The 12,972-nt window shown below is 71.1% G+C and carries 9 protein-coding genes; 8 read left to right on the top strand and 1 reads right to left on the bottom strand.

Annotation, left to right across the window (positions count from 1 at the left end; genetic code table 11):
* The first annotated feature begins 84 nt into the window (after positions 1–84).
* From SZ60_RS05110 to SZ60_RS05090, 5 genes are all read left to right on the top strand, one after another.
* Positions 85–1,359, top strand: coding sequence for an ROK family transcriptional regulator (locus tag SZ60_RS05110; RefSeq protein ID WP_043594265.1), 1,275 nt, complete (start codon positions 85–87; stop codon positions 1,357–1,359).
* Positions 1,360–1,531: 172 nt separating this feature from the next.
* Positions 1,532–2,920, top strand: a complete 1,389-nt coding sequence (locus SZ60_RS05105) for an extracellular solute-binding protein (protein WP_043594263.1) — start codon at positions 1,532–1,534, stop codon at positions 2,918–2,920.
* A 4-nt stretch (positions 2,921–2,924) separates the two neighbouring features.
* Positions 2,925–3,911: a carbohydrate ABC transporter permease gene (locus tag SZ60_RS05100; RefSeq protein ID WP_043594261.1), complete on the top strand. Its 987-nt coding sequence runs from the start codon at positions 2,925–2,927 to the stop codon at positions 3,909–3,911.
* Positions 3,912–3,913: 2 nt separating this feature from the next.
* Positions 3,914–4,750, top strand: coding sequence for a carbohydrate ABC transporter permease (locus SZ60_RS05095; RefSeq protein WP_043594260.1), 837 nt, complete (start codon positions 3,914–3,916; stop codon positions 4,748–4,750).
* A gap of 94 nt (positions 4,751–4,844) precedes the next feature.
* Positions 4,845–7,919 (top strand): glycoside hydrolase family 38 C-terminal domain-containing protein, encoded by a 3,075-nt coding sequence (locus SZ60_RS05090; protein ID WP_043594258.1) that lies wholly within the window; start codon positions 4,845–4,847, stop codon positions 7,917–7,919.
* Positions 7,920–8,073: 154 nt separating this feature from the next.
* Here the strand turns inward: SZ60_RS05090 and SZ60_RS05085 are convergent, their stop codons facing one another.
* Complete coding sequence (locus SZ60_RS05085) at positions 8,074–9,000, bottom strand: ROK family protein (RefSeq protein ID WP_043594293.1); 927 nt, start codon at positions 8,998–9,000, stop codon at positions 8,074–8,076.
* 339 nt (positions 9,001–9,339) lie between these two features.
* On the opposite strand from SZ60_RS05085, the gene SZ60_RS05080 reads away from it, so the two are divergent.
* The 3 genes from SZ60_RS05080 to SZ60_RS05070 all read left to right on the top strand — a co-directional run.
* Positions 9,340–10,527: an ROK family transcriptional regulator gene (locus SZ60_RS05080; RefSeq protein ID WP_043594256.1), complete on the top strand. Its 1,188-nt coding sequence runs from the start codon at positions 9,340–9,342 to the stop codon at positions 10,525–10,527.
* Positions 10,528–10,705: 178 nt separating this feature from the next.
* Positions 10,706–12,028, top strand: coding sequence for a sugar ABC transporter substrate-binding protein (locus SZ60_RS05075; RefSeq protein WP_156155491.1), 1,323 nt, complete (start codon positions 10,706–10,708; stop codon positions 12,026–12,028).
* 106 nt (positions 12,029–12,134) lie between these two features.
* The coding region (locus SZ60_RS05070) for a carbohydrate ABC transporter permease (RefSeq protein ID WP_197073508.1) at positions 12,135–12,972 on the top strand (838 nt) is incomplete at its 3' end.

Below are 12,972 nucleotides of genomic sequence, written 5' to 3'. Positions count from 1 at the left end.
GGGGCGTCCCGACGGGCACCACCGCCGGGCGGATGACGGGCTGCGGTGCGCGCGCGACCCCCGACGTCGTGGATGATGACGAGAATGAACCGCGGGACGAACCTGCCGGCGATCGGCGGCTACAACCGGTCGGTGGTGCTCGACGCCATCCGGCGGGAGGCCGCGGGCCTCAGCCGGACCGAGATCGCCGGGCGCACCGGACTCAGCCCCCAGGCGGTGACGAACGTCTCGCGCCGGCTGATCGAGGCGGGCCTCATCCGCGAGAGCGGCACCGTGATCAGCGGTCCCGGCAAGCCGCGCACCATGCTGCAGCTCGAGTCCCGGGGGCGCTTCGCGATCGGCGTGCACGTCGACCCCGCCGTGTTGACGTTCGTGCTGCTCGACCTCGTCGGCACGGTCGTCGCCCACGCACGCGAGCTGACCCCGTCCGCCAGCGAACCCGACGAGGTGGTGGCCTTGATGGCGCGGGCCATCGACGGGCTGGTCGTCACGAGCGGCGTCGACCGCGAGCTGCTGCTCGGGGTCGGCATCGCGTCGCCGGGCCCGGTCGACATCGGGCCCGGCCTCGTGCTCGATCCACCGATGATGCCGCTCTGGCGGCACGTGCCGCTGCGTCGGGCGCTCAGCGAGGCGACCGGTCTGCCGGTGCTGCTCGAGAAGGACGTCACGGCCTGCGCGGTCGCCGAGCTGTGGCTCAGCGACGGAGGCGCGGGTGAGCGCAGCGACTTCGCCTTCGTCTACTACGGCACCGGTTACGGCACCGGACTCGTGCTGGGCGGCGACGTGCTGCGCGGGGCCAGTGCGAACGCGGGGGACTCGGGGCACGTGATGGTCGACGACCACGGTCACCGCTGCACCTGCGGGCGCATCGGCTGCGTGGGCGAACTGATCACGCCGCACGCCCTCGTGCGCGAGGCCGTCGACGCGGGCGTGCTGGCCGAGGGGGACGTCTCGGACGCGGCGCTCGCCGAGGCGGCGCGCAGCGGGGACGACGTCGACATGCGCCGCATCGACGAGGCGTTCGGCGCCCTGGTCGGCAAGGCCGACCTGGGTGACGCTGGCTCCCTCGGGGTGCTGCACGGCGCGGGCCGGCACCTCGCGCGGGCCCTCGTGACCATCGTCAACCTGCTCGACCTCGACGAGGTCGTCTTCGGGGGCCCGTTCTGGGCGCCGCTGTCGCGGCACGTCCTCGCGGTGCTGCCGGCCGCGCTCCGCGACGACCCGGCGCTCATCCCGAAGCACCCGATCCGGCTCGTCGAGTCGTCGATCGGCATCGACGTCGCGGCCGTCGGAGCCGCCTGCCTGGTGCTCGACCAGACGTTCTCGCCGCGACCGTCCGCCCTGCTGATCCGCGCCTGACGGGGCCGACCCGCGCCTCCTGCGGTCGCGACCCGCGCCTCCTCGGCTCGGCCGCCGTTACCGGACCGATGCCGTCGGGCGTCTTGACACGAGTTACTCCATACGATGTAGTAATCGAATCGCGGTCGGGCAGAGCAGCCCGACGCCGACGCGACTGGAGCAAAGGAGCACCATGTCACGCACGTTCACCTCGGTCCGGGGGCGCAAGCGCGCACTGGCCGTCGCCGCCGCAGCGGTCGCCACGGCCCTGCTGGCCTCGGGTTGCTCGGGGGGCGCCGGCAGCGGCGACTCCGACACCATCAAGGTCGCGTACCAGAAGTTCGGGACGTTCACGCAGATGGACGCCCACATGAAGGAGACCGCGAAGACCTTCGAAGCGGCCAACCCCGGCATGAAGGTCGAGTTCGTGCCCATCGCGGCGCAGAACGACGACTACTTCACCAAGCTCGCGCTGATGAACCGGTCGGCGGCCACCGCGCCCGACGTCATGTACGAGGACACCTTCAAGGTCAAGAGCGACGCGGCCGCCGGCTACCTGCTGCCGCTCGACGAGTACACCGACGCGTGGGAGGACTGGGACGCGTTCTACGACAACGCCAAGGAGGCCGGCGTCGGCGAGGACGGCAAGACCTACGGCATCCCGATGGGCACCGACACCCGGGCGCTCTGGTACAACAAGGACCTCTTCGCGCAGGCCGGCCTGCCCGTGCCGTGGGAGCCGAAGACCTGGCAGGACGTGCTCGACGCGGCCGAGACGGTCAAGGCGAAGGTGCCCGACGTGGTCCCGCTGAACGTCTACTCGGGCAAGCCGCAGGGTGAGGGCGCGACGATGCAGGGCTTCGAGATGCTGCTCTACGGCACGCCGACCGGCACCCTCTACGACGACGAGACCGGCAAGTGGCTCACCGACTCGCAGGGCTTCGTCGACTCGCTCGGCTTCATCCAGGACGTGTACCAGGGCGGCATCGGACCGAAACCCGAGGAGGCGCTGGACACCAACATCGCCACCATCGTCGGTGGGGAATGGCTCCCGCAGGGCAAGCTCGCGATCGCCCTCGACGGATCGTGGATGAGTGGCACCTGGCTCGAGACCGGCACCAACCCGTGGCCCGAGTGGAACGACGTGATGGGCCAGGCGCCCATGCCCACCCAGGACGGTGCGAAGCCGGGTGCGACGAGCATGTCGGGCGGCTGGACGCTGGCCGTCGGCTCGAAGACCAAGAACCCCGACAAGGCGTTCGAGTTCATCGCCGACGCCCTCGACAAGGACGGTTCGCAGAGCTACGACATCGCCGCCAGCCAGATCGCGGTGCGCAGCGACGTCGCGGAGGACCCCGAGTACGTCGGCAGCAACCCGACCTTCGAGTTCTTCTCGTCGATCGTGCCGGTGACGCACTTCCGTCCGGCGACCACCGACTACAGCCGCATCTCGAACGAGATCACGGTCGCGATGGAGGCCGTCATGACCGGGCAGCAGACGCCCGAGGAGGCGGCGGCCGCGTTCGACGACCAACTGGTCGGCATCGTCGGTGAGGACCAGACGCAGAAGGCGGGGGATTAGCCACATGGCGACCATCGCCCCCACCCCGGTCGGCCGTGAGAGCGGCCGACCGGGGGCCTCCGGGCCCGGCCCCGGGCCCCACGGCGAGAAGCCGGGTCGCCGGGCGGGGGCCTCGAAGGCGCGCGCCCTGCGCACCGGCGCCCGCACCCTGCCGCTCGTCCCGGCCTTCGTCCTGCTGGCCCTGTTCCTGCTGGGGCCCGTCATCTCGAGCTTCTACGGCTCGTTCACCGACGCCTCGCTGACCGGCTACGCCGCCGGCGGCTCGGAGTTCATCGGGTTCCGCAACTACACCGAGCTGTTCGCCGACCCGGACTTCCCGAAGTCGGTGCTGCTGACGCTCGCCTTCGTCTTCTTCTCGGCCGTGGTGGGCCAGAACGTCGTCGGCCTGGGGCTCGCGCTGCTGATGCGGAACGGCCACAAGGTCGTGCGCTCGATCGTCGGCACGTTCGTGATCGCCGCGTGGGTGCTGCCCGAGATCGTCGCCGCCTTCGCGGCGTACGCGTTCTTCAACGACGCGGGCACGCTCAACACGGTCCTGTCGTGGTTCGGCATCACGGGCGCCAACTGGCTCTACGCGATGCCGATGCTCTCGGTGATCCTCGCCAACATCTGGCGCGGCGCCGCGTTCTCGATGCTCGTCTACTCGGCGGCGGTGCAGGAGGTGCCCCCCGAGATCACCGAGTCGGCGGAGGTCGACGGCGCCACCGGCTGGCAACGCCTGGTCTACATCACGCTGCCGGTGATCCGACGCAGCATCTCGACCAACCTCATGCTGACCACGTTGCAGACGCTCTCGGTCTTCACCCTGATCTACGTGATGACGGGCGGCGGGCCCGGCGTGAACAGCACGACCCTGCCGATCCTGGCCTACCAAGAGGCCTTCCAGTTCTCGCAGCTGGGCTTCGGCACGGCCATCGCCACGATCATGCTGCTCGTCGGCGCCGTCTTCTCGATCATCTACATCAGGGCCCTGAAACCGGAGGTCGACTGACCATGGCCATGACCTCACCCAGCGGCCGCAGCATGAAGGCCGTCTCGAACGCCGTGCTGATCGTCATCGCGATCTGCTTCGCCGTCCCGCTCGCCTGGCTGCTGCTGGCATCGTTCGATCCGTCGGCCACGCTGTCGGCGAAGGTGCCGTCGCAGTTCACGCTCGACAACTTCACCGCCGTGCTGACGCCCGAGATCTCGTTCGTCCCGCTCGCCAACAGCCTCATCGTGTCGGGCGGCTGCGCCCTCGTGACCGTCGTCGTGGCGATCCTCGCGGCGTACCCGCTCTCGCGCTACCGGATGCGCATCAACAAGCCGTTCCTCTACGGCATCCTGTTCGGCACCGGCCTGCCCATCACCGCGATGATGGTGCCGGTCTACAGCCTGTTCGTCTCGCTGAACCTGATCGACTCGATCGGCGGCACGGTGTTCTTCCTGGCCGCGACCAGCCTGCCGATGGCGATCTGGATGGCGAAGAACTTCATGGACTCGGTGCCGATCTCGCTCGAGGAAGCCGCGTGGACCGACGGGGCCTCGATGTTCTCGACCCTGACGCGCATCGTCGTGCCGCTCATGCGGCCGGGCATCGCCGTGGTGTTCATCTTCGTGTTCATCCAGGCGTGGGGGAACTTCTTCGTGCCGTTCGTGCTGCTGCTCAGCCCCGACAAGCAGCCCGCAGCGGTCAGCATCTTCAACTTCTTCGGCCAGTACGGCTCGGTGGCCTACGGCCAGCTCGCGGCGTTCTCGATCGTCTACTCGGTGCCCGTCATCGCGTTGTACGTGCTCGTCTCGCGGACCCTCGGCGGCTCGAACGCGCTGGCCGGCGCCGTGAAGGGGTGACGCGCCTCCTCACCAGGGCCCCCGTCGCCCTCTCGATCCACAGAACGACCCGCCCCACCGTGCGCCTCGGCGCGCCCGTCAGGAGACTGATCCCATGCACGACAACACCGTCCTCGTCGAGGCCCGCATCGACCGCTTCGTCCGCGACCGCATCACCCCGGCGGTCTACCGTCGGGCCGTCCCGCTGACGATCACGGCCTGGGAGGCGCCGGGCGAGCCGGTCCCCTTCGCCGAGGCCGTTTCGCAGACGTACGAGCCGTTCGCCGTCGGCTCGCCGTGGAGCCGACCGTGGGGCACCACGTGGTTCCACGTCACGGGGACGGTGCCCGACGGCTTCGGCACCGATCCGGCGACCGCCCTCGAACTCGTCGTCGACCTCGGCTTCAGCATCCGCCAGCCCGGGTTCCAGGCCGAGGGCCTCGTCTGGCGGCCCGACGGCACGATCGTCAAGGCGATCGAGCCGTACAACGGCTACGTGCCGCTGACGGCGATCGGTGCGGGCGTGACCCCGGGCAGCACGATCGACGTCTACGTCGAGGCGGCGTCGAACCCGGACATCGGCGGCGACGACTTCCACGGCGAGACGCCGCTGGGCGACCCCGAGACCGCGGGCGACGCCCCGATCTACGCCCTGCGCAGCATCGTGCTCGCCGAACGCGACGAGGTCGTCGCCGAACTCGACCGAGACGTCTGGACGCTCGTCGGGCTGATGCGCACCCTCGAGCTGACCTCGCCGCGACGGCACGAGATCCTGCGGGCCCTCGACCGGATGTGCGACGTCGTCGACCACGCCGACGTCGCGGGGTCGGCGACGGCCGGTCGGGCCGCGCTCGCCGACGTGCTCGCCGCGCCGGCGAACGCGAGCGCCCACCGGGTCGTCGCGACGGGCCACGCCCACATCGACTCGGCCTGGCTCTGGCCCGTGCGCGAGACGCAGCGCAAGGTCGCGCGCACCTTCTCGAACGTGGTCGCCCTGATGGACGACGACCCCGACGTCGTGTTCGCCGCCTCGAGCGCGCAGCAGTACGCCTGGTTGAAGGAGCGCTACCCCGAGCTGTTCGAACGGGTGAAGCAGAAGGTCGCCGAGGGCCGCTTCGTGCCCGTCGGCGGCATGTGGGTCGAGTCCGACACCAACATGCCCGGTGGCGAGGCGCTCGCCCGTCAGTTCGTCGCGGGCAAGGGGTTCTTCCTCCGCGAGTTCGGCGTCGACGCCGACGAGGTCTGGCTGCCCGACTCGTTCGGCTACACGGGCGCCATGCCGCAGATCGCCCGCGCGGCCGGCGCCAGCTCGTTCTTCACCCAGAAGGAGTCCTGGAACGAGACGAACCGCATGCCGCACCACACCTTCCTGTGGGAGGGCATCGACGGCAGCCGGGTGTTCACGCACTTCCCGCCCGTGGACACCTACAACTCCGACCTCTCGCCGGCCGAGCTCGCCCACGCCGAGCGCGGCTACGCCGAGAAGGGGTACTCGAACGTCTCGATCGTCCCGTTCGGCTGGGGCGACGGCGGCGGCGGCCCGACCCGCGAGATGATGGCGGCCGCGCGACGGGCCGGCGACCTCGAGGGCTCGCCACGCGTGACCGTCGGCACCCCAGCCTCCTTCTTCGCGCAGGCACGGTCAGAGCTCGCGGACCCGGCCGTGTGGTCGGGCGAGATGTACCTCGAGTTCCACCGCGGGACGTACACGTCGCAGGCCCGCACCAAGCAGGGCAACCGGCGCAGCGAGCACCTGCTGCGCGAGGCCGAGCTGTGGAGCGCCACGGCGACCGCACGCGGCCTGCTCGACTACCCGTACGACGAGCTCGAAGAGATCTGGCACGTCGTGTTGCTGCAGCAGTTCCACGACATCCTCCCCGGTTCGTCGATCGCCTGGGTGCACCACGAGGCCGAGCGGCACTACGCGCGGGTCGCCGAGCAGCTCGAGGCGATCATCGGCTCGGCCCAGCGGGCGCTCGCAGGGTCGGGGTCGGCGACGACCACCTTCAATGCCGGTCCTGTCCCGGCCGCGGGGGTCGACGCGTCGGCCGGGTCGGCAGCGGGTCAGGCGCAGGAGGCGGGGGTCGGGTCGGTCACGCCGGTCGGCTCCGACGGCGGTTGGGTGCTCGACAACGGGCTCGTGCGCGCCGTGTTCGACGGGGACGGCCTGGTCGCCTCCCTGGTCGACGCCACGTCGGGGCGCGACCTCGTCGCCCCGGGCTCGCGGCTCGGGTTGCTGCAGCTCTTCCGCGACACCCCCAACCAGTGGGACGCGTGGGACGTCGACCAGGCCTACAAGAACGTCCGCACCGACCTGCTCGAGGCCGAGTCGGTCGTCGCCGACGGCGGGGCGCTCGTCGTGACGCGTCGTGTCGGCGACTCGACCATCGTGCAGCGCTGGTGGCTCGACGACGGCGAGGCCGAACTGCACGTGCAGACCGAGGTCGACTGGCACGAACGGCAGAAGCTGCTCAAGCTGGCGTTCCCGCTCGACGTGCACGCCGACCGGGCCGCCTCCGAGGTGCAGTTCGGTCACGTGCAGCGCCCGACCCACCAGAACACGTCGTGGGACTTCGCCCGGTTCGAGACCGTCGCGCACCGCTGGGTGCACGTCACCGAGCCCGGCTTCGGCGTCGCCGTGGCGAACGACGCCACCTACGGCCACGACATCACGCGGAGCACCCGCGACACGGCCGAGGGCGGCGACGGCGGCACGACGACGCTCGTGCGGCAGTCGCTGCTGCGGGCACCGACCTTCCCCGACCCCCACGCCGACCAAGGGCGGCACGTCCTGCGCTCGTCGGTGCGGGTCGCGCCCGACGTGCTGGACGCGGCGACCGCGGGCTACCGCCTCAACCTGCCCGTCCGGCGGGTCGCCGGGTCGTCCGGAGCGGCCGTGGCACCGCTCGTCACGTCGTCGTCGGCCGCGGTGCTGGTAGAGGCGGTCAAGCTGGCCGAGGACCGCTCGGGTGACCTGATCGTGCGGCTGTACGAGGCACGCGGTGCGCGGGCGGCGACCACGATCACGGTCGACGCCGACAGCGGGTTCGGCGAGGCGTGGCGCACCGACCTGATCGAGCGTGAGCTCGAGCCGGGCACCGCCGGGGCGGGTCGATGGATCGCGGGTTCGGCCGTCGAGCTGACGCTGCGCCCGTTCGAGATCGTGACGCTGCGGGTGGCCCGGGCGTAGCGCCGCACCTGTCGGCACTGCGCCACGAGATGGTCACAGCGCCAGGTTTACTCCTGGTGCTGTGACCATTTCATGGCGGTGTGGCAGCACGGCGGTGTGGCAGCACGGCGGTGTGGCAGCACGGCGGTGTGGGGGCTCAGCGGTGTGGGGGCGGTCAGACGGCGGCTGCGGTCGCCGTGGGCGTCCCGCGGGCTCCGACCGTGGCCGCGCCGACGGCCGCCACGGGAAAGCCCGGCGGCAGCAGCTCGATGCGCGACGACAGCTCGAGCGAGGCGAGGAACGGCGACCCCGCCGCCCACCGGTCGAGCACCCCGGCGACGTCGTCGAGCAGGGGGCGACCCAGGTTGCTGAGCCCGCCGCCGATCACGACGGAGTCCACGTCGGTCGTCAGGACGAGGAGGCGCACCGCGGCCGCCACCCCCGCCGCGAGGTCGGCACGCACGCGGACGGCCTCGGGGTCGCCGGCGTCGGCCGCCGCGAACAGCGCCACGGCCGGGTACGCCCCCTCGGTCGGCCAGTGGCGTGACACCGCGGCACCGGCAGCGACGGTCTCGAGGCAGCCACGCTGCCCGCACGGGCAGAGCTCGCCCCCGGGGTCGACGGGGACGTGACCGATCTCGCCCGAGACGCCTCGCGAGCCGCGCCAGAGTTCGCCGTCCACGACGAGGCCCGCGGCGAGGCCGGTGCCGAGGTTGAGGTAGCCGACCGAACCCGACAGCGACATGGCGAGGTAGGCGCCCAGGGCGGCCGCGTTGACGTCGTTCTCGACCCGGACCGGGACCCCGAGCCGGGCGCTCAGCGTGGGCCCCACGGCGACGTCGTCGAAGCCGATGTTCACGGCGTGCCGCACGCGCCCGGTGGCGCCGTCGACCAGGCCGGGGATGCCGACGCCCACCGACTCGAAGGCCCCGACGGCGACACCGACGCGATCCGCCGACGAGGTGACCGCCGCGACCGCGTTGGCCAACACGGAGTCAGGGCCGAACCCCGTGGGCAGGCGGAGGCGATGGACGGGGGCTCCGGACCCGTCGACGACGACCGCGTCGATCTTGGTGCCGCCGATGTCGAGGCCGACCCTCACGGCCACTCCGTCGACCCGGCTGCGGACGGTCCCGCCGGCGCACCGCCGAAGGCGCCGTGAGGCGCGGCGACGGACACGGTGGCGGGCGTGGACATGTTTGTTAGTAAAGCTTACGAACCAGGTCTCGGCAAGGGGATCGCACGGGAGGAGCCCGATGTTTCGGGTGTTGACCGCCGGTGTTTCGTGTGCGTAAACTCGCCGCCACGTACCTTGACACGTGTTTGTAAGGCCCATTTACTAACGGCACGCCACCACGGCGACGCCACCCGGCACCGCTGCCGACGGGCCCTCTCACCGGGTCCGAGGTCGGCGACGATGCCGAGACGAGAGGACGCGCCCGTGACCACCACGACGATCACCCGGCAGCAGCAACCGCCCGTCCGCGCGCACAACCGCTCGCTCGTCCTCGAGGCGCTCTACCGCGACGGCTCGATGAGTCGGGCCGACCTGGCTCGCCGCTCGGGTCTGACGCGACCCACCGTCTCCGCGCTCGTCGCCGAACTGATCGACGACGGCATCGCTCGCGAGCTCGGCGTCCGCGACGACGCCCGGGTCGGCAAACCGGCGACGCTGGTCGGCATCGAGTCGGACGCCTTCCACATCGTCACGGTCGACCTGTCGAGCGCCGACCGTTTCGTGGGGGCCGTCGTCGACCTGCGGGGCGGAGTCGTCGAGCGGGCCGGCGTCGAGCTCGAGGGTGCCGTCGGTGAGGCCGCCGTGTCCCTGGTCGAGCGGCTCGTCGACGACCTCCGCTCGCGCACGACCCGCCCGCTGCTCGGTGTCGGGGTCGCGACCCCCGGCATCGTCGACCACGACGGCATCGTGCGCACGGCCGTCCACCTCGGCTGGTACGACCTGCCCCTTCGGTCCCGGCTCGCCGACCATGTCGGGTTGCCGGTCCACGTCGGCAACGACTCCAACGCCGCGGCCGTGGGCATCCGCACCTTTGGCGAGACGGCCGGTCAGGCCGCGGCCGGGCAGACCGCGGCCGGGCAGACCGCGGCCGGTCAGGGCGCGAGCGGGCGGGCCCCGGCCGGGCAGAGTCTCATGGTCGTGACCATCGACCACGGTGTCGGCGTCGGGCTGGTCGTGGCCGGCTCGCTCGTCGAGGGCGACCAGTTCTCGGCCGGTGAGATCGGGCACGTGACGGTCGACGAGAACGGCGACGTGTGCGCGTGCGGTCGACGCGGTTGCCTCGAGGAGGTGCTGGCCGCCCCGCAGCTGAGGGCGCGCCTCCTGCAGCACGACGAGGGATCGCGCGGGGCGGTGCTGCACGACGCCGGCCGCGCGCTCGGCCTCGTGCTCGCCCCCATCATCAGTGCGCTCAACATCGACGAGGTCGTGCTGTCGGGCCCCGCCGACCTGGTCGAGGGCGCCCTGCTGCGGGCCGCCCGCGACACCGTGCGGCAGCGCACGCTGTCGGCCGTGAGCAACGGCCTGACCATGAGCATCGCGGGCAGCGGCACCGACCTCGCCCTGCGGGGTGCGGCGTCGTTCGTGCTGCAGGCCGAACTGGGGTTGACGTGACCCCGGCGAGCGGCTCGTCGGCCGCCCGGGGCGAACGCCCCACCACAGACCTCGGGGGCCCACCCCCGGAGGCGGCGAGGGCCCCGGCCCGTGCCGCATTCCCGACCCGACGCTTGTGCGAGCGCGGGCCGGGACCACAGCGATGCGGCATCCCCGCTTCGACGACGAGGAGATGAAATTGCGAATCCAACGCTACACGGCGGTCGGGGCCCTGGGCCTGGCCGCGGCACTCGCCTTGACCGCCTGCTCGAGCTCGGGCACGGGCGGCAGCTCGTCCGACGAGCCCCAGGCCGTGCCCACCACCAAGGGTGACGGCAAGACCCTGACGGTCTGGGTGATGACGGGCGACTACACGCCCGAGACCATCGATGCCGTCAACGAGGAGTTCACGAAGCAGACGGGCGCCGACGTCGACGTCCAGATCCAGCAGTGGGACGGCATCACCACCAAGATCAGCACGGCACTCGCCACGAGCACCCCACCCGACGTGCTCGACCTCGGCAACACGCAGGTCGCCAGCTACGCCGCCAACGGCGCGCTCCTCGACCTGACGCCGTACCGGGACGACCTGAAGCAGGGGCAGACCTGGTTGACCGGGCTCGAGGAGCCCGCGACCGTCGACGACTCGCTCTACGCCGTGCCCGGCTTCGCCGGTGCCCGCGCCGTCATCTACAACAAGACGATGTGGGCCGAGGCGGGCGTCACCGAGGCCCCCACCACCTACGACGAGCTCACGGCCGACCTCGACAAGGTGAAGGCCGCCAACACGGCCTCGGACTTCTCGGCGTTCTACCTGCCCGGCCAGTACTGGTACGCGGGCATGCAGTTCGTCTGGGACGCCGGCGGCGACATCGCCACGTCGAGCGACGGAACCTGGACGGCCGGTCTCGAGAGCAAGGAGGCGCAGCAGGGCCTCGAGGACTTCACCGAGTTCCAGAACGCCTACTCGACGCCCGCGTCGCAGACCCTCGACACCGACGCCCCCGACCAGACGCAGGTCTTCGCCGACGGCAAGACGGCCACGATCCTGCACACCAACGGCTCGATCGACCTGATCCAGAAGGCCAACCCCGCCCTGACCGACGACGACTTCGGCACCTTCCCGATGCCGGGCAAGTCGGGTGAGACGCAGCCGGTCATGCTGGGCGGCTCGGACTGGGGCATCGCGGCGAAGAGCCAGAACTCCGACCTGGCCCTGCAGTGGACGAAGATCGCCACGAGCCCCGACATCCAGAACGAGTGGGTCGTGGGCAACGACGGCTGGATACCGAACAGCGAAGAGGGCATCGAGGCGGCCGGCAGCGTGGTGACGCCGATCCAGAAGGGCTTCTTCGACGCCGCGCTCAACTCGAAGGCCACGCCGGCCAGCGCGAACTGGGCGGCCCTCGAGGGCGACAAGAGCATCAACCAGCTCTTCTCCTCGGTGGTCTCGGGCTCGAAGTCGCCCGAGGCGGCCGCGAAGTCCTTCGACGAGGCCACCGACGAGGCGCTGAACGACTAGCACCGAGCCCTCGGCAGCACCCGGGGGCGTCGCGCGACCACCTGATCGCGCGACGCTCCCACCCCCCTCGACCCGCACCTCCTGGACTCGAACCGAAAGAGGAACCGTGGCCCTCTCGATCGCCCCCGGTCTCACCGAGACCCCGCCCGGCGCGGCGCCCGACCAGAAGGGCGGCGGCCGGCGCCCGAAGAGCGAGCGGAAGGCTCCGGTGCGGCCGGGTGGGAAGCGCCAGCTCGCCCCGCTCTGGCTGCTGTCGCCCGCGGGCATCGTCCTGCTCGCCGTCACGGTCGCGCCCATCGTCTTCCTGGTCTTCACGTCGTTCACCGACTACGACCAGCGCTCGCTCTTCACCGGCGCCTACGACTCGGTCGGCGTGCAGCAGTACGCGACCCTGCTGGCCGACACCGACTTCTGGTGGTCGCTCGTCCGCACCCTGGTCTTCACGGCCGCGATGGTCGGCGGCAGCGTCCTGATCGGCACGGGCGTCTCGCACCTGCTGACCCGGCTCGGCACGCCGATGCGCTACACGGTGACCGTCGTGCTGATCCTCGCCTGGGCGATGCCGAACGTGGCGTCGTCGATCGTCTGGAAGTGGCTGTTCCAGCCCGGCTACGGCGTCGTCAACTGGCTGCTCACCCAGACCGGCCTGGTCGGCGACATGACCAACGTCGACTGGTCGAACGACGCAGCCCTCGCCTACACGAGCATCTGGCTGCTGATCGTGTGGCAGGCCGTGCCGTTCATCGCGCTGACCATGTACGCCGCCGAGACGCAGATCCCGCTCGAGTACAAAGAGGCCGCGCGGCTCGACGGTGCGAGCGAGTGGCGCGTGTACCGGACCGTCACCCTGGTCTTCCTCAAGCCGACGCTGCTGCTCATCACGATCCTGTCGATCATCTGGGACTTCAACGTCTTCAACCAGATCTGGCTCGTCTCGGCCGGCG

Origin of the sequence: Frigoribacterium sp. MEB024 (genome assembly GCF_000878135.1) — a bacterium.
Lineage (GTDB): Bacteria > Actinomycetota > Actinomycetes > Actinomycetales > Microbacteriaceae > Frigoribacterium.
The sequence above is the reverse complement of the archived record's forward strand: the minus strand, read 5'-3'. Positions and strand labels throughout refer to the sequence as shown.